15 protein-coding genes are annotated in these 18,820 nt (G+C 43.5%); 4 read left to right on the forward strand and 11 right to left on the reverse strand.

Annotated elements, in window-relative coordinates; translation table 11 throughout:
* Positions 1-78: 78 nt before the first annotated feature.
* From ACKI39_RS09825 to ACKI39_RS09855, 7 genes are all read right to left on the reverse strand, one after another.
* Positions 79-1,113 (reverse strand): hypothetical protein, encoded by a 1,035-nt coding sequence (locus ACKI39_RS09825; protein WP_407400041.1) that lies wholly within the window; start codon positions 1,111-1,113, stop codon positions 79-81.
* Positions 1,114-1,168: 55 nt separating this feature from the next.
* A complete protein-coding gene (ispH, locus tag ACKI39_RS09830; RefSeq protein WP_407400043.1) occupies positions 1,169-2,020 on the reverse strand; it encodes a 4-hydroxy-3-methylbut-2-enyl diphosphate reductase in 852 nt (283 codons plus the stop codon).
* A 134-nt stretch (positions 2,021-2,154) separates the two neighbouring features.
* On the reverse strand, positions 2,155-3,372 hold the full coding sequence (gene secF, locus ACKI39_RS09835) for a protein translocase subunit SecF (RefSeq protein ID WP_407400045.1): 1,218 nt from the start codon (positions 3,370-3,372) through the stop codon (positions 2,155-2,157).
* Positions 3,372-5,108 carry a protein translocase subunit SecD gene (gene secD, locus ACKI39_RS09840; protein ID WP_407400047.1) on the reverse strand — a complete coding sequence of 579 codons (1,737 nt, stop codon included), beginning with the start codon at positions 5,106-5,108 and terminating at the stop codon, positions 3,372-3,374. Before secD ends, secF begins: the two co-directional genes overlap by 1 nt.
* Entirely contained in the window at positions 5,109-5,516 is a 408-nt protein-coding gene (yajC, locus tag ACKI39_RS09845; protein ID WP_407400049.1) for a preprotein translocase subunit YajC, read from the reverse strand. It abuts the gene before it with no gap.
* Between the two features lie 378 nt (positions 5,517-5,894).
* The gene (locus tag ACKI39_RS09850) at positions 5,895-7,649 is read right to left on the reverse strand and encodes a tetratricopeptide repeat protein (RefSeq protein ID WP_407400051.1); all 1,755 of its coding nucleotides are present in this window, start codon (positions 7,647-7,649) and stop codon (positions 5,895-5,897) included.
* Between the two features lie 13 nt (positions 7,650-7,662).
* Positions 7,663-8,100: a hypothetical protein gene (locus tag ACKI39_RS09855; RefSeq protein ID WP_407400053.1), complete on the reverse strand. Its 438-nt coding sequence runs from the start codon at positions 8,098-8,100 to the stop codon at positions 7,663-7,665.
* A 51-nt stretch (positions 8,101-8,151) separates the two neighbouring features.
* Here ACKI39_RS09855 and ACKI39_RS09860 point away from each other — a divergent pair, with 51 nt between their 5' ends.
* Positions 8,152-9,216, forward strand: a complete 1,065-nt coding sequence (locus ACKI39_RS09860) for a tetratricopeptide repeat protein (RefSeq protein WP_407400055.1) — start codon at positions 8,152-8,154, stop codon at positions 9,214-9,216.
* Positions 9,213-10,202, forward strand: coding sequence for a lytic transglycosylase domain-containing protein (locus ACKI39_RS09865; protein ID WP_407400057.1), 990 nt, complete (start codon positions 9,213-9,215; stop codon positions 10,200-10,202). Before ACKI39_RS09860 ends, ACKI39_RS09865 begins: the two co-directional genes overlap by 4 nt.
* Before the next feature lie 101 nt (positions 10,203-10,303).
* Here the strand turns inward: ACKI39_RS09865 and ACKI39_RS09870 are convergent, their stop codons facing one another.
* Positions 10,304-12,367: a methyl-accepting chemotaxis protein gene (locus ACKI39_RS09870; RefSeq protein WP_407400059.1), complete on the reverse strand. Its 2,064-nt coding sequence runs from the start codon at positions 12,365-12,367 to the stop codon at positions 10,304-10,306.
* Between the two features lie 185 nt (positions 12,368-12,552).
* Between ACKI39_RS09870 and ACKI39_RS09875 the strand changes: the two genes are divergently transcribed.
* The gene (locus tag ACKI39_RS09875; RefSeq protein ID WP_407400061.1) at positions 12,553-14,034 is read left to right on the forward strand and encodes an OmpA family protein; all 1,482 of its coding nucleotides are present in this window, start codon (positions 12,553-12,555) and stop codon (positions 14,032-14,034) included.
* A gap of 92 nt (positions 14,035-14,126) precedes the next feature.
* Here ACKI39_RS09875 and purN read toward each other — a convergent pair whose 3' ends face one another.
* The 3 genes from purN to purE all read right to left on the reverse strand — a co-directional run bounded on the left by purN (position 14,127) and on the right by purE (position 16,704).
* Positions 14,127-14,750, reverse strand: coding sequence for a phosphoribosylglycinamide formyltransferase (purN, locus tag ACKI39_RS09880; protein WP_407400063.1), 624 nt, complete (start codon positions 14,748-14,750; stop codon positions 14,127-14,129).
* A 283-nt stretch (positions 14,751-15,033) separates the two neighbouring features.
* Positions 15,034-16,143: a phosphoribosylformylglycinamidine cyclo-ligase gene (gene purM, locus ACKI39_RS09885; RefSeq protein WP_407400065.1), complete on the reverse strand. Its 1,110-nt coding sequence runs from the start codon at positions 16,141-16,143 to the stop codon at positions 15,034-15,036.
* A gap of 60 nt (positions 16,144-16,203) precedes the next feature.
* Complete coding sequence (purE, locus tag ACKI39_RS09890; protein WP_407400067.1) at positions 16,204-16,704, reverse strand: 5-(carboxyamino)imidazole ribonucleotide mutase; 501 nt, start codon at positions 16,702-16,704, stop codon at positions 16,204-16,206.
* A gap of 411 nt (positions 16,705-17,115) precedes the next feature.
* On the opposite strand from purE, the gene ACKI39_RS09895 reads away from it, so the two are divergent.
* Positions 17,116-18,819: a SulP family inorganic anion transporter gene (locus tag ACKI39_RS09895; RefSeq protein WP_407400069.1), complete on the forward strand. Its 1,704-nt coding sequence runs from the start codon at positions 17,116-17,118 to the stop codon at positions 18,817-18,819.
* Position 18,820: the final 1 nt, after the last annotated feature.

The following is an 18,820-nucleotide window of genomic DNA, read 5'->3' on the forward strand; positions in this document are numbered from 1 at the left end:
GGTCATGAAATCCGACATAAGAAATCCTGACCCTTCTTTCCAATTCATTGATAAAATCATCAACCGTCCGATGAGGAATTACCACATCTCGATTTCTGCACCAGAAGTATCCTTCTGTCCAAGGTCAACTCTTGCACCGCCACTGAGAGCAAGTATTCCGCTGTAAAGGTACTGAGTTGCCATAGCTGGAGTGATGCTGCTTTCCTTGCTTCCGATCTTTGTACCGAACTTGTAGGAAACACCTACGGAACAGCTTGAAATACCATCGCTTCCACCTTCTACGCATTCACGAAGGTTATACTGCCAGCCTAAGTTGATCTTAAGCTTTTCTGCATAGGAAACTTCAAATGCAAGGTCAGTAATAAAGTTCTTTACATATGTTGGCATGCATACATCTGCACTGAAAGAACCGATCCAGTCACCAGCCTCAAAAAGCTGAGCTGCTACACCTGCACGAGGTGTAAAGATTGTTGGATACTTTGAACATTCTTCCTTTTTATCAATACCACCTGTCTTGAAGTCAGCAGGTTTTCCCATGTTGAGGACTGCAGCACCAAGGCGAACATCCTTAAGGAAACCGAAATCACCAACTCTTGCAAGGGCGCCTACATCAGCACCGATCGCATAGCTGGAATCCATATCAAAACCTCTGTATGAACGATAGTAGAAGTTTGCACCAACTGAAAGCCAGTCAAGGATATCCTTTGATGCACCAGCGTGAACATCCCAGATTTTACCGACTGGCATTCCAATCATCTCTGAGAAAACTCCGCTTGTTGTTGCCGTGAAAGCAGCGAACTTTGTTGGAATGATTACGCCTGTCTCAAATGCAGAACCAGTAGACTTATCGCCGTCCTTCTTGTCGCAGTTGATCATAAGAGTTCCGCTCAAATCAAATGTAATGATCTCACTGTTTGCTGGAAGTGCAGGATTGTAGGTAATCGATGCTGGAATTACATTGAATGATGGACCACCTGCTGCCGATGATGATGCACCGCTGAGCATCTCTGGGTTTGCAAGTCTAAAAAATTCTTCTCCGCCCATTGGTGGGTTATAAGCAAATAACACTGCCGAAGATACAGCTACTGCCGCTGCCATGATAATTTTTTTCATTTTTTATCTCCTCCAAAAATTATTCACAATTAGACATAATATACTAAATTATAACTTATTTTTCATCTTTAAGGAACAACTCAACCCTTTCTATCGTAGAATCAGGTGTACTTGCCCCTGCTGTAAGCGCAACTTTTTTCATGCCTAAAAAACTATCAGGTATTTCCTCTGCATCTTCTATGAGCACTGTTTTGGGACAGATTGAAGCCGCCGTCTCATAAAGTCTTTTTGTATTGGCTGAATTTTTTCCACCGATGACAATGATGCCATCAGCTTTATCCTTCAGGCCAACAAGAGCTTCCTGTCGTTCCATGGTCGCAGAGCAGATTGAATTGAAGATGACAAGCTCCTTATTCTTTGAAACGAGAATGTCCTTTATCTTTTCAAATTCAACAGGACTGAAAGTTGTCTGGGCTATTAGCACACAATTTTTCGGTAAATCAAGGTCAGATGCCTCCCCTGCATTTTCTATGACCTTACAGTAACCTTTTGCATAGGATGAAATGCTCACAACCTCACCATGATTCTTGTCACCAGCTATGATGACAAAGTATCCCTTCTCGGACCATTCCTTTGCCCTTTTCTGGCTCAAATGAACTTTAGGACATGTCGCATCAAGAATCTGAACCTGCCTCTCTTTTAAGGAGTCAATGATTTCTGGCGTCGTTCCATGGGCACGGATCACCACGACAGACTTTTTGTCCAGCATCTCAAAGGAAGATCCATCTATCACCTGCACACCGCATCTACCAAGGGAATCCATTACAACGGGATTATGGACCAAGGGACCAAGAGTAAATATTTTTTTCAAGGAATCGGAATTCTCAGCTATGGCATTTTCCGCAGTTTCCACAGCACGGCGAACTCCAAAACAAAAACCAAGCACCCGTGCACGAATAATTTCCATGAAAGAAAATATACTACAAAAGAAAATTAAATAAAATATGCATCAAGCTGCAGCTGCTACGAAAAAAAAAAAATCCTTCGGAAAGTCATCAACATTCCGAAGGATCCTTCATTTTTCAACTTGTAGATTTCAGCTTACGAGTTGTGTGGCTTTACATGATTTGCCCATTCACCAGGCTGCCAGTTGCGGCGTGCCCATGAAATAAATCCAGAGCTGATGAACATAGATGAATAACATCCAGAGATAAGACCAACTGTAAGGATCTGTGCAAAGTCACGGATGCTTCCTGATGTGAACACGAGAAGTGCACAAGAAGCAAACAAAGTTGTAACTGTTGTAATGATTGAACGGCTCAAAGTTCCATTGATAGACGTATCGAGGATAACCTTGAAATCCTTTGTATCAACAAGCTTGATGTTTTCACGAACGCGGTCAAGGATAACAACTGTAGCGTTGATAGAATAACCAAAGATTGTGAGAACAGCTGCAAATGATGTTGTTGAGAATTCAACCTGTGTCCATGAAATGAATGCAAACATGATCATACAGTCATGGATAAGGGCAATGATTGCACCAAGAGCGAAGTCCCAGTGGAAACGGATAGTTGCATAGAACCAGATTGCAAAGAGTGTTACCAATGCAAGAACAACTGACTTCCATGCGTTGCTTGAAGAGAAGCTTGAACCTACGAAATCCGTCTTTACGATTGCAATATTGTCAGCACCGAACTTTGCCTTGAGGGAACCTGTGATACCATTCTGAAGTGTCTCAACAGATGTCTCGTCATCCTTTCCCATTGCTGCACGAATCTGGAAGCTGCGGTTTGAAGCATCTCCAAGTTCCTTTACAGCAACATTCTGAGAAGCAAGGCTTTCACGAACTGCATCAATAGACACGTTGTTTGAAGCATCAGACACATAGAGCTTTACAGCCTGATCAAAAGAAAGGCGAGCTGTTGATGCGCTGTCTGTATAGATTCCGTAAGAATCTGCAGAAGCAGAATTAACAACTGTAGCTGTAACGCCTTCTACGCCGTTGAGGGCATTTGCCATGTCACGGATAGTTGGATTCTGACCGTATGTAAATGTCTTTGTTTCGTTTTCTGCACCAGTTCCCGAAATAACGAGTGAAAGTGCAACATTAGAAGTTTCAACGCTTACGCTTGCTGAACCCTTGTATGTAAGTTCAATTGCCGATGGAGCGATGCGTACTTCCTCTACAAGACCTGGAACGAAATCAATGCCGAAGTTGATTCCGCGTACGAAAATTCCTGCAACACCGAGAACGATAACTGCGGCACTTGCAATGGCACAGGCAGGAAATGCTTTACTGAACTGCTTTACTGTTTTCATTATTTAATCCCCCAGCCAATGCTGATGTTTTTCTTACCGATGACTTCTGTCTGGAAGTCGAACATGAGGCGAGAAACGAACAATGTTGTGAACAATGTTGAAACAACACCGATTGCCAAGCTGTATGCAAAGCCCTGTACAGAACCTGTACCAAGCTGTGACATGAAGATGGCTGCGATAAATGTCGTGATGTTGGAGTCCATGATTGCCCAGAATGCGTTGTTGAAACCTGTGTTCATCGAAGAAGCTCTGTCCTTTCCAAGACGGCGTTCTTCCTTGATGCGTTCAAAGATGATTACGTTGGCATCAACAGCCATACCAATAGTAAGGATCATACCTGCAATCATTGGGAGTGTAACTGTAAGGTTAAGGGCACTGAGGATCGAGAACATGATGTAGAGATTGAGAACCTGTGCAACACATGCGTTTACACCTGCACCCTTGTACCAGATGAGCATGAAGATCATGATAGCTACGAGACCGACAGCGATAGCAAGGATACCCTGCTTGATTGCCTGGTCACCGAGAGAAGCACCGATAACCTGCTGACTTTCAACTGAAAGTGGAACATCGAGCCATGCTGTCTGAAGAACCTTGCGGAGGTTCTGTGCTTCCTGGATTCCGAAACCAGTGATTGCGACACGACCACCTGTGATTGCTGTCTGGATTCTTGCGTTTGACTTTACCTTGTCGTCACTGATGATACAGAGGCTTTCTCCAACATGTTCACCTGTGAACTTTCCGAAGATTTCTGCACCTTCACCGTCAAGAACGAAGTTAACCTGTGGCTTACCAGTAAGATCTTCTGAACCAACTTCAGCAGACTTGATGTGCTTACCATCAAGTGCGATTTCCTTCTTTACGACGAGGTAACCTTCCCTCTGATCAAGACCATAGGCATCTGTTGTATAGTACCCCATTACAACACAGTCTTCTGGAATCACAGAAGAGTCGATGAGACGTCCCTTGCTGTCGAATGTGCTGTCCATGTGGTTGTAGTAGTATGTTGTGAATGCCTGTGTAGCTTCGTTGTCTACAAGGCGGAAGTTGAGGATACCACGACCCTGAATGATCGAGTTGATCTGATCAGCTTCTGCCGAACCTGGAAGTTCAATGTAGATGCGGTCTTCGCCCTGCTGTCTGATTGTAGGTGAAGAAAGACCGAAACGGTCGATGCGGTTTGAGAGAGTCTCTACAGCCTGAGCCATTGCATCAGCCTTGAGCATTTCATCGGAATAAGGTGAATCACCCTTGTTTGCCAAAACAGAATCAAGGTCGGCCTTTACGATGACATTCATACCGCCTGAAAGATCAAGACCAAGCTTTACGGAGTTCTTGTAGAAATCCTTGTTCTTGAGAATGCGCTTGCGGTATACGCCCTCCACAAAGTTCACAAGTTCTGTCCTTGAAGAGAATGAATTGAGGGCATCAACAAGCTTGAGTGGTTCTGAATACTTCTTTTCCTCAAGCTTATAGTTTTTCTTTACCTGTTCCTTGAGCCATTCCTGGTCAGCGGCAACAAGTGTCTCTGGATCTGCCTTTACAGCAGCAACCATTGTCTTTACGTCAGAAGCAGCCTTAAAGCTTGAGTAGTCCTTGATGCTTTCAAGTGAGCTCAATGCCAAAGCCTGGTCTTCTTTTGGAGTGCGTGCATACCAACTGATTGTTGGCCACAGGAATGCAAAGCAGACTGCAAGCACAGCAAGAATTGTAATCAAACGACTTTTCTTGTTCATTTATTTTTCCTCAGTTTCTGAAGCTGCAGCTGTAGCTGACTCTTCAGTATTTTTTGCCTTTTTTCCAAAAAGTGACTTCTTTTCTGTCTTTGGTTCTTCAGCAGGCTTGTCAGTAACAACTGTCGCAATAGCTGTACGGTTGAATTCAATCTTTGTGTTGTCATCAACCTTAACCACTACAGTATTTTCCTTTGTAGAAGATACTGTTCCATGGATACCACCGATTGTGATAACCTTGTCACCCTTCTTGAGAGCATCGAGCATCTTCTGTGTTTCTTTCTGCTTTTTCTGCTGTGGACGAATCATAAAGAGATACATGATTCCCACGATAAGAACGAGAGGCATGATCATTCCAAATCCGCCTGGTGCTGGCTGTGCAGCTGCCTGCAATAAAAGTGCATTGAACATATTAAATTCCTACCTTTTAATTTTTCTATTTAAAAATAGTAACATAAGATAACACGATTCAAGGGCAAATTCAAGGATATTTTACATTGAAAAAAGCAGGAAAATGAACGGACGTCAAGAACAGAGGGGACAGACCCCTGACGAAAGCCTTGCTTTTCTACAACCAGTCTACCCATTAACTTTCGTCACAAGAATTGCAGCGCAATTCTTGATCAGAGGGGACAGACCCTTGACGAAAGCCTTGCTTTTCTACAACCAGCCTACCCATTAACTTTCGTCACAAGAATTGCAGCGCAATTCTTGGACAGAGGGGACAGACCCCTAGGAGAAACTAAAAAAACAAAAGATTCCCAAAAAGGCTATACAAAAATATGCTTTTCAGCGTTTAAGAAGCTTGTCCAGCTCTGAATTCTGGCGGACATAGATGCTGTTTGCAGGATCCAGGGCAACAACCTGCTTCAGGTAGTACTGGGCACGGCGCCAATCCTTTTTGTTATAGTAGATCTGATAGAGACGATAGAGAGAATCTTTGTTTCTTGGATTTGCTGTCAGGCTTGAACGGAGATCTGAAAGAATCTGATCTTCGGTTCCCTGCAGGAAACTCCGTTCGTAATAGAGAAAGCTTTTCATCTTGGCATTTGCGTCAGGAAGCAGCTTTGCTATGAGCTGGTTTGCCGTTCCTCCTTGTCCAGAGGCGGCAAGAACCTTTATATATGCCATCTGTGCCTCTTCATCCCCTGGATTTTCCTTATAGAGTCGCCCCGCAATATTTCCAGCTTCTGTAGTTCTTCTAAGGGCAAGACACACATCAATATGGGTATAGAGCACTGATTTCTGAACATTCTGTTCTTTTACCATCCTGCTGCTAAGGGCATAAGCCTGCTGATATTCACCATTCCTGTACATTTCACTGATGCAGATCTCGTTTGCCTTGCTGTTGGAAGGATCTTTTTCCAACGCCTTGCGTGCTATTTCCATGGCAGACATACCGTTTACAGATTTACCTGTAAGGGATGCCATTTCTGCCGCAAGCAACATGATGTCCAAGTCATCAGGATACAGCTCCAATGCCTTTGAAGCAGTTTCTGCCGCACTGGTGTAGTTCTTATTCCAGTCACACTGCAGCCTTGCACGGAGAATATAATATTCCCTTGTCGTCTGGTTTTTACGGGCACAGACATCAAGCAGGGAAGACGCACGGATAAAGTCCTGCTTCTGCATAAGTATGCGTGCACGGAAAAGAACATAGTCCGCATTGTCAGGCTCAAGAAGAAGGATACGTACGATGTATGACTCCGTCTTGTCCAGATCCCCCAGGGCATAGGCAGATCTTGCACAGAGGTCAAGAATCATTGTGTCCTGAGGATTCCTTGCAAGCAGCTGCTCACCGACCGTAAGGGCAAGCTCAAGATTATCAGTCTCAAAGCAGGCATCGGCAATAGCAAGAAGTATTTCCTTCGTACCTGCAGAATATTTTCCGTTTGCCGTATTAAGATGCTTGAGGGCTTCTTCTGCCCGTCCTGTCCTAAGATAAAGGACACCCATGACATAGTTTGCAATTACGGAATCAGGCCTGAATTCAAGAGCCTTTGAAAGGGATTCCTCAGCCTTTCCGTAATACTCCGACATGTTGCTGGAAGAAAGAATCACTAGTGATGGCAATAAAGACAGAAGAAAATCCGAAGAATCCGCGCTCAGGTCATAGATGCCGTTTCGTACGCTGTCAACGATTCCGCTGTACTGATCCGTATTTATGATCCTAGGCGAAACCATGTTGCCTTTTTCAGAAGGCCACGCCACGTCCATCATCACGGAAATTATATTGAGGATTGTCCTCTCGGAATCTGAATATCCTTCCTCTACGCTTTTATGAAGATTGTTGTATGCCTGCCTTAGGCTCTGCGGCGATCCGATTTCAATGGCTTCCATGTCCTGCTTTTTTATAGAAGCAAAAAATGATTTCTTCTTTGGTGACGCCACTGGAACATAAACGGCCTCAGAGTCATCGATGACAATATTCTCTTCGACAGCCTTAGGCTGAGATTCAGGCGAGCTTCCGCATGAGAAAAGTGCAAATATAGAAACAACCATGAATGCATGCCATCCACGGCTGATGAAATTCAGTCTTGTCAAAAAAGCAACTCTCCTAGTAGTTGTCTTCTTCCAATGTATCGTCCTGCATATACGGAAACTGCTTGTTGTTTATTCTCTGGATCCCATACACGGAAAGCAAAAGAATACCGAATACAACAAGGACTATAGGCCAGCAAACGGATATAAACTTTCTGAATGAAATGTTGAACACATCCGATGAGAACACCAGAAATGCCACACCGAGAAAAATCAACATGATGGAAGGGAAAAGGAATGCTGTTCTCAATCTTCTATAAATGAAAAGATCAGAGCCAAGAAAACAGAATCCCGCAATGACAACAAAAAGCGGCCATATCTGTTTTAGCGTAACATTGATTAAATGAAAATTCACAAGACAGATAAGAATTCCGTCAATGATCAAGGTAAGTCCCATTCCCAGAAGGAACCCCTGCTTTCTTAAAACCGCTGGTGATACTTTCTTGTCGTTCATCCGTTTGCCCTTTCGTTTACAATACAATAATTGTATGCTAAAATCTACCACATGTTAAAAAAAATCGGGAAAACACTGATTATTCTTGCAATTATTACAGTTTTTTCAAGCTGCGGCCGCTCCTACAGGGGTAAAATTCTTCCAGGCGCATTTTCAAAGTCATACAGGACAACCCAGAACCAGCTTGAAACCCTTCTCGATAGGACAGACCTTAACAGCGAGACCAGATATGCGGTCGTAAACAGGATTGCAAACAACATGCTTTCCGTAAAGGACTATAAATCCCTTATTCTTTTTCTTTCCGATTGGGTTGAAAAGCACGGTGACGATCCTTACAACGCCTACTGGCTCCTTATGACAGCATACGCCTACCTTGAGAACGACGCAGAACCTGTTGCGGAATACTACTTTGAGCGCATCATCAACAACTACAACGATCTTATGGTTCAAGGTAAATCAATCCATTTTGTCTGCCTGCAGCACCTAATCCAGATAAGCGAAAGTCCTGCAAACAGAATCGCTTACTTCAACCAGCTTATATCCAGGTTCCCCAACAACGTAAGCACAACGGAACTTTTCTACAGACTTGCACTGGAATACGAAAAGGAAGGTGAATGGAAGCAGGCCATCCGTTCCTACACCCAGTATCTGGACCAGGATGACGCCGCCACACTGCAGATTTCAGGATATCCTAACGCATATCTCAGCACAAAACAGCTGATCGATTTCTCGAACTCCTCAAAGGACTGGACCTTTGAATCCCTTGATGCCCTTGTCGATGCGGTCAAGAAAGGCATTTCGAGCTACAACTACAAAGCCTTGGACAAATACAAGTCAAAGGTCAATTTCTTTGCCATGTCGTGGCGCCAGGTCGAAACCGACGTCAATGCACAGGAAAGCTTTTCAATGCGATCCTTCATGAGAGGAAACAGAATCCGATACAGTGCAGAACTGGACCCATCTTCTTCTCCTACGGAAGCTTACCTAAGGACAACAGGATGGAGCAACTACGTAAACGTCTGGTATCTCTACTTCAGAAAAGTTAACTTCCCTGCTGACCCTGAAATTCACGGACGCTGGGAATGGGCAGGAATATATTACGGTGAAAAGCTGTGATAAAAAGAAGCTCAACAGTACTACTTGCCTTGACGGCTTTCAGTCTTTTCGCAGAACCTGTCGCAGATTTTCTTATTTCCTCTGATTCCATAAAGCTCGACACAAGCACGATCGACGATCTTGCGGAGCTCCGTCAAATCGAAATTGAAAAAAACGCAATGAAGAGAAAACCGTACACCGTCAAGGAGCCTGTCCACAAGGACATTGGTCTAACAGGTCTTGATGATAGACGGACACAGAAATTTCTGGACTACTATCTTACGGCTGAAGGACGGAAAAGACTTGCAGATATTCTTATTGAATCTGCTGAATACAGGGTCTATGTCAGGGAACAGTTGAAGAAAAAAAAGATGCCAATGTTCCTTCAGTATCTACCAATAGTTGAATCTGAATACAGGCCCAATGCAGTTTCAGTTTCAGGAGCTACAGGAATGTGGCAATTCATGGAAAACAGCATGGAACCCTTCTTGAGAAAGAATGAATGGTACGACGAACGTCTTGATCCATGGATTGAGACGGAGGCAGCTCTTTCTAAATTAAACGACAACTACAAAATGCTTGGAAACTGGGAACTTGCCCTTGCCGCATACAACATGGGAGCTGGTGCCGTAAAAAGAGTAAAAAAGCAAAGCAAGGCAGATTTCTGGATGCTCGCAGATCTTGAACTTCTTTCAGAACAATCCATCCTATATGTCCCAAAACTCATAGCAATCACGGAAGCTGTGGAAAATGCTGAATACTACGGTGCCATAGACCTTGGAGTCGCAGACAAATGGATAGAACTGATGACTCCTGAAAAATTCGGAAAGCTGAAGATCACAGGAAGCATCAAGCTTGAAACCATTGCCGAAAAATCAGGCATTGACCTCAACCTGCTCAAGAAACTGAATCCTGCCCTTATCAAGGGCTGCACTCCGCCAAATGAAACCTGGATCCTGAAAGTTCCATCAGGAAAGGCTAAGGAAATCGCAGAATCAATCAGGTAAGTCTATTACATATTTGAATTTTAGATCATAGCTGAGGATTTAAACAAAAAAAGGCAGTGACCGAAAGATCACCGCCTTATGCCATGTGTCATATCACAAGATTAGAACTTGAACTTACCAAGCTTATCCTGCATTACGTTGATGTTCTGTCTTGTCTCAGATGCAAGGTCAGCAACGCTCTGTGAAGCAGAACTGATTTCCTGTGCACCTGCTGTCATTTCATCCATGCTTCCAAGGATGATCGATGAAATCTGAGAAACAGAATCCATATCCTTTGAAACCGCAATGATACCGTTGTTGACTTCCTGTGATTTCTTGTTTACCTCGATAGCCTGATTCCTCATATCGCTAAGGGCGCTGAAAATCTGACGGGAAGCATTTTCCTGTTCATTCATCGCATTATCGATTTCACGGATGATCGTGTCAGTCGAATCAAGATGTGTGACAATCTGTGCGAATGCAGCCTGACTGTCCTTTGAAAGGGAAACAACATCTTTGATTGATGTAGAAATCTGCTTAAGCTCCATATTGATGTTCTTTGACTGGGTGCTTGAAGTCTCAGCAAGCTTACGGATTTCATTTGCAACAACAGAGAAGCCTTCTCCAGCCTTACCTGCATGAGCTGCTTCAATTGCGGCATTCATGGCAAGAAGGTTTGTCTCAGACGCAATCTGTGCAATGATCTGGTTTGCCTGAATAAGCATCTTTGACTGCTCTGCGATTTCATTGACCTTACCGTCAACATTGGCAAGCTTGTTTTTGCCGTCTGAAACTGTTCCACCAAGTTCATTGAAGCTGTTTGCCATTCTATGGACGGAATTAGTAACAGAAGTAATATTTCCAAGCATCTCCTCAATGGCAGCGGAAGATTCTGCAATGCCTGCCGACTGATTCTCTACAAGGTCTGAAAGTGCATTCATGCTTGTAGAAGACTTGCCAAGAACACCAGTAGTGTTAGCAACAGCCTCTGACTGATTTTCAGACTGCTTTCTTACACCCTGGATGTTTGCCATGATCTGAGCTGTAGCACTTGCAGACTGCTGAGCATTTGCACCAAGGTTCTGACCGATTGATGAAAGAGAATTCTGAGCCTGGCTGAGTTCCTCTACGATTGTCTGGAGCATGATTATGAATGTATTTACATTTTTAGAAATATCAGCAAATTCATCATTGCCGTTGACTGGAAGACGTATTGTAAGGTCAGCATCTCCAGAAGCAAGTCTCCTCATTGCACCGCCAACACTCTTGAGAGGTCTGATAACCCTCATGTAGATGATGAGGATGAGGATTGCAAGAAGAATGAGGACAAGAACAATTGTTATGCTTACAAGAGGCTTGAAGATGATTGCAGAAACATGGTCAATGATGCCAAGTTCCTTTCCAAGCCAGAGTGTAGTAAGGAATTTTCCCTCGTTGTTTTTCATAGGGAAATAATAAACTACATACTTTTTTCCTCCGATTGTAGTAACGCCAGCATAATCTCCGCCCTGTTCTGCCCTGCGGATTGGTTCAGGATCAGCAATCACGGAACCACGCATACCGGAAAGAGTTGTATACGCACGGGTTGTGCCGTCAAAAATAGTATTGTCACAGCCTGTAAGGGACTTCATTCTTTCAACGAATTTCTGAGATGTAGCAGTTGCCATTCCAACAAGGACACCAGTTACATAGGAACCATGCTTGATTGGTACTGCACGGACAATCTTTACGTCCTGCCCCATCTTTTCAACCTTGAGGACAGTATCGCCATTGAGAGCTCTGTTCAAAATATCAGTCTTGTTGATAGACGAAGCCACACTGACAGAATTACAGATATTGAGGTTCTCGTCATAAACGGTAAGGTCATCAACGTCAAAACTCCTGCAGGCACTTTTAACAACAGTATCAACAAATTCTATTGGGAAAGATCCGAGTTCGCTGTAAATTGAATCAAGGGTACCAATAAGACTAGTCTGGACTTTTACAAGATTATTTTCTTCAGTCTTGATTTCCCTAAGAAACAATTCAGAACTATTTTCAAGTTCACCCTGAAAATAATCTTCAAGGCCTTTGTTCAAGAGTCTCGAAATCATCATGAACAGAACAACAGAAAATACTGCAAGTCCCATGACGATGGTTGCTATCATGATGGTTGAAACCGATGACTTTCTTGCTTTTTTTGCCATAAAAACTCCTTGGTTTAATAAAAATACTGATAATCCAAAAATAATTATAATGCCATTATCATGAATTTCAAATTTAAAGATTATTTTAACTTTTTTTTATATAGCAATGATTGTCGTGAATTTCCTTAACTCTTCTATAGAAAAAACCGATAAATGAAAAGATAGATTGTTTACGGTGGAGAAATATGAACAAAAAGATCCTGAAATCACTATTAATTTATATAGTTCTTATTCATCCTGCAGTGTTTTCCCAAAATTATATAGAAACATATGATGTAGCAGACTTCATGGACAAGCCTTATATTCCTCAGCACTATGTTCCGTATGCGGATGAGGAACTGGAACGGGAAGCCGAAATGGTCGCAGCAGCCAATGGCCACGCTTCTCGGGAAAACGCGACAACGACCTCCTCCAGCTTCGTCAACTGGACAAAGAACTCCTTCATTTCCGATGTTTCTCTGGATGTTGAAAAAGCAGGAATTCCTATGCCTAGCGGAAAGTCCACGTCAGTAAAAAGAATCGAAATGGATCTTCCAATCCTCATAAAGGATCCTTTGCTTTCCCTCAATGTAGATGATTCAAAGACACTCAATGACCTTGTTCTGGACGGAACCATTACACTTGAAAACATCACAAGAATCGTAGACAAATCGCACAAAACCCCTTCAGTTTTTGCAGAAGGCGGAAGCACTCTCCTTACAAAACACGACATCGACCTTAGGAACATTTCATCCTCTCTTGTAAAACACACAAAACCCTATACCCAGCCTCAGCCAATAGACAGCATCGCATCTCGCAAGTACACAGGTATAGTAATCGATGCCCGTGGAACTAAGCCTGTCCAGGGAGAATTCTCAAGCAGCCGTGTTTATCCTTGTCTTTTCCCAAAGATCTGGAATGAGGATATGGATCTGGTTTACGAGAAAAACATGGTGGTACCTGAGACCGCAAAGAAAGAAGGTATGGTTCACTATTCCAGCAGTGACCTTATAGAAGACTACAACGGGAGAGTTGGAAAAGATCCTCTCTGGATATCCGCAAAGAAGGTATACGGTATCAACCGTTGCGATCCTGTTATCTCAAAGGAAGACTATCTTCGTATCGCATCTGTAAAGGAAAACCTTGATCTCCTTAAGAACGGGAAAATCGTTCTTCTTTTGGACAAGGATCTTCTTGAACACAAGGTTTCGGTCCCAAACAAAGACAGAAACTATTACATTACATATCATAGACTCATGAGGTACTTCATTGAAAAGAAAATTCCTGACATTGGTCTTGCAGATATTAAGACAGGAATCCAGATAACAGTGGACAACCTTCGTTTTGTGGCAGATTCAGCAGAACTTCTTGAAAGCGAAAAACACAGAATCAGCACAATTGCAGAAACACTCAAGAAAGAAACCGCTGATGGAGACTACAGCATTCTTGTTGAAGGACATACTGCCGATGTGAACAAGCCAAACGGACAGATGAACCTTTCCATCGAGCGTGCCCAGTCCATCGTAAATGCTCTTGTGGACAGTGGACTCAACAAGAGACTGTTCACATTCAAGGGATATGGAGGAACAAAACCTGCTGCCAGCAACAGCACAGCGGAAGGAAGAGCAAAGAACAGGCGCGTAGAAATCATAATTCTGCCTAAGGACAGTTATCTAATGACAAAGTAGGCAGGCTGCCTGCATCCATCAATCGAAACATGCAAACAACCTGTAAAAATAATTGGCATCTCTAAAAATTGCAATTTTTAGAGATGCCCTGATTAATGAATTGAATTGACAAGTGCTATTGTACCTTCGACGATGGCCTCGTGTTCCTTTGGAGCAATGCGGGCATAAAGGGTATCTACAGTATCGCCTGGCATTACAGGAACCTTTTTCTGGACAATGATTTTTCCTGTATCACAGCCACCGTCTACATAGTGGACTGTACAACCGCTTTCCTTTTCTCCTGCCGCAAGGACAGCTTCGTGAACATTGTGTCCCCACATCCCTACTCCACCGAATTTTGGCAAAAGGGCTGGATGAAGGTTTATGATCCTATTGCTGTATTCGCTGATGATGTCGCCTGTCAAAACAGACAGATATCCAGCAAGAACGATTCCATCGATTCCGCGTGACCTGCACTCCTCGAGGATCGCATTTGAAACGGCAATGTTTTTTTCTTCGCGGGAAGCAGCAGATGCAGCATCCTTTCCCATGACGGCAAAAGGACTCTTGATAACACAATCGATTCCAGCATTCTTTGCACGCTCAATGCTGTATGCAGTTTTTGTACTGGAGATTACAACATCAATTTCATATGGACAGTCTTCATGAGACTTCTGATAATCGATAAGAGCCTGAAGGTTTGTTCCACCGCCTGAAACAAGTACTGCAATTTTCATTTTGTTTACCTCTGAATTAGTAATCAATAAAAAAAGTGGGCCTTTTTTCTCAGTGAAAGGCATTCTATTTTCATGCCTTAAACGTTGATTAATTCCTTTATTTTTAAAACAAAAAAAGGGTGGGACATGCACTCGTAGCAAGTGCGTGCGAGTGCAGAAAAAGAAATTGGAGGGACCCGCCAACTGAACACACAGTCTTGTTACAGTGAAGCGGGAGGTAACAATTTTTTTTCGCCGTCGCGAGGGGCCCGCCCTTTTTTAATGTATTTTAAGCATGTAAGAATTAGTCAACAAACTGTGTCATTTCTTTGCTGCCCTTAAAGTCGCCCTTAATCACCTTGTCTGTGTGACCAACGTAACCGATTTCATAGGCAACCATATCTTCGATTCCAGCCTTGTGGTACTTCTTTGCATTCTTGTTGAACATCTTGAGGATGGCTTCTGCATCCTTCTTGCTTACTGCAAGAACAAGACCGATACCCATGTTGAATGTGTTGAACATGCGTTTTGGATCAGCCCCCTTCTTTACAAGGATGTCGAAGATTTCTGGAACCTTCCAGCTGTCTTTCTTGATCATAGAACAAAGCTGCTTCTTTCCTTCTGAAGCATGCTGGTACATGCGTGGGAGGTTCTCGTAGAATCCACCACCAGTAACATGAACCATACCGTGAATGCTGCCAGGGAACTTCTTTATAACTTCCATAACAGGCTTAACATAGATGCGTGTTGGTGTAAGGAGAACGTCACCGATCTTCTTTTCCTTTCCGCCAATCTTTACCTTTTCATTGAAATTCTTTACGAGCTTTCTGATAAGTGAATATCCATTTGAGTGTGGACCTGTTGAAGAAAGACCGATGAGAACATCGCCTTCCTTGATCTTTTTTCCGTCGATAACGTCAGCCTTGTCTACAACGCCAACACCGAAACCAGCAAGATCATATTTTCCATCATCATAGAAACCTGGCATTTCAGCTGTTTCACCACCAAGGAGTGCACATCCAGTTTCAAGACATCCATCTGTTACACCCTTGACAAGCTCTCCAGCTACCCTTGAATCAAGCTTGCCGCAAGCAATGTAGTCAAGAAAGAAATTTGTCTGAACACCAGAACAAAGAATATCATTAACGCTCATGGCAACGCAGTCGATTCCAACCGTGTCGTACTTCTTCATCTGGAATGCAATGTCGAGTTTTGTACCAACACCGTCTGTTCCGCTTACCATGATAGGGTTTTTCATCCCCTTTGGAATTGCAAACATTCCGTTGAATGCACCAAGCTCTGTAAGCTGGCCTGGGATACGTGCACGCTGTGACTGCACCTTGTACTTGTCTACAGCCTTGTAACCTTCATTAACATCAACGCCGGCGTTTTTGTAATCAACAACTTTAGCCATGAGATACTCCTCAATAATAAATGAAATGGATTTTAGAAAGATAACATAATGAATTGAAAATTACAATTCAATTCCATCACCGCCGTTTGACTCAGCATCAGCAGTCATCTTTGCACGGAATTCAACGAGCTTTGCCTTGATTTCAGGATACTTGATGGCAAGAATCTGGGCTGCAAGATAACCTGCGTTCTTTGCATTGCCGATTCCAACCGTTGCAACAGGGATCTGTGGCGGCATCATTACAATGGAAAGAAGTGCATCCATTCCAGCCAAGCCGTTAGATTTTCCAGGGTTGATGCATTCAAGCGGAACGCCTACGACAGGAAGAACAGTACGGCTTGCAATAACACCAGGAAGAGCAGCACTGAGGCCTGCACCTGCGATGATTACCTCGCATCCATCTTCCTCTACCTTCTTGATTGTCTTTACAAGAAGATCTCCAGCTCTGTGTGCGGAAATTACATAAGCCTTATAGTCAATGCCAAAGTCCCTGAGGACATCAGCAGCCTTCTTCATTGTGTCCATATCGGACTTTGAACCTAAAAATATAGCAACTTTCATGGAAATAAAGATACCACACTTTTTATAATATTATCTATATGGATGAAGCAGATAATAAAAAAGGCGGGCCCCAGCGACGGTACAAAAAGCAATGGATACCTCCCGCTTCACTTTCGTAAAGCGCTGTGCCTTTATGGCGGGCCCCTCCTTACTTTTTGTACCTGCATCCCACCAAACCTTTTGGAGTGCTTCATCCATATAGATATGCTTTCTTATCCCCTATTTTCAACCGGGGATGGATGAAGCAGCTAAAAAAAGGACGGGTCCCAGCGACGGTACAAAAAGCAATGGATTGCCACGCTCTATTCGGGCTCGCAATGACGTGTATGACGAAAACCTGGTTCCCGCCGGAAGCCATTTTTAACATATATAATTGTTTATTTTCTATAAAAGTATCATAATACGCGCACTATGTATAAACCAGAGTTACTTAACACATTGAAAGGATACTCGGGCGCCGCTTTTGCAAAGGACGCTATTGCAGGTATCATCGTCGGAATCGTGGCTCTCCCACTTTCCATTGCATTTGCCATTGCTTCAGGATGCTCTCCTGAAACAGGTCTTTACACAGCCATCATCGCAGGTTTCTGTATCGCAGCTTTTGGCGGAACCCGCTGTCAGATTGGTGGTCCAACAGGTGCATTCACAGTAATCATCTATGCAATCGTCAATAATCCTCAGCTTGGCGTAGGCGGCCTTGCAACAGCAACTGTCATCGCAGGAATCCTCCTGATTCTTCTTGGTGCATTCAAGCTGGGCGGTCTTGTAAAGTTCATCCCATACACAATCGTCGTTGGATTTACAGCAGGTATCGCAGTTACAATCGCCAGCGGTCAGATCGGTGACTTCTTTGGTCTCACTCCAATTACAGCATCAAATCCAGTCATGATTCTTGGTGAAAAACTCGAAAAGATGCCTGGTGAATTCCATCAGAAGATGATCGCCTACTCCCAGATTTTCAACACCATCGATGCATACACAACAATCATGGCAGTCGTTTCACTTGCAGCTCTTTTCATGTGGCCAAAGGTAACAAAGAAGATTCCAGGATCTCTCATCGTAATCATCGCAGCTACAGTAATCCACATCATCCTCAACAGAACATGCGGACTTGAAACAACACTCATCGGTGACAGATACAAGATTCCATCAAGTTTGCCTTCTCCAAAGGCTCCAGACTTCAGCTTCATGACAATCAAGACTGTTTTTCCTACAGCCATTTCCATTGCAGTTCTTGCAGCCATCGAATCACTTCTTTCTGCCGTTGTCGCTGACGGTATGATCGGTGCTAAGCATGACTCAAACAATGAGCTCATCGGTCAGGGAATCGCAAACCTTGCATCACCTTTGTTCGGTGGACTTCCTGCAACAGGTGCCATTGCCCGTACAGCTACAAACATCAACAACGGTGGACGCACTCCAGTAGCAGGTATCATCCATGCCATCGTGCTTCTCCTCATCATGATTTTCTTTGGCAAGTATGTTGAATACATTCCAATGGCAGCCCTTGCTGCAGTTTTGATTCAGGTTGCCTGGAACATGGCAGGAATTCCTTCAATCAGAAAACTCCTTAAAGGACAGAAGTCAGACATTGCAGTTCTTACAGCTACATTCCTCATCACTGTTTTTGTAGACCTTACATACGCAATCGGTGTTGGCCTCATCATTGCTGCCTTCTTCTTCATCAAGAAAATCATAGACCTTTCTGAAGTTGAAACCGGTAACACAACAATCGTAACAGGAATCAAAGGAGACGGATCTACAGAAACCATCGACCTTCCAAAGGGTGTCATGGTCTATGAAATCGAAGGTTCCCTCTTCTTTGGAACTGTCAGAAAATTTGAATATGCCCTTGAGCGCGCAGGTTCAGACTGCAAGGCAATCATCTTCCGTATGCGCAACTTGATCTATCTTGATGCTGGCGGAATCCAGGCACTTGAACAGGCAAAGGCAGCATGCGACAGAAAGGGCATCACAATCATCCTTAGCGGAATCCATACACAGCCATTCTTGCTTTGCGAAAAGACAGGCATGACAGAAAAGCTTGGCAAGGAAAATATCTGCGCAAACATCAACGCAGCCCTCGAAAGAGCTAAGTCAGTAACAGGAGAATAAA

Source organism: Treponema sp. (assembly GCF_045641405.1).
In the GTDB taxonomy this organism is placed as follows: Bacteria; Spirochaetota; Spirochaetia; order Treponematales; family Treponemataceae; genus Treponema_D.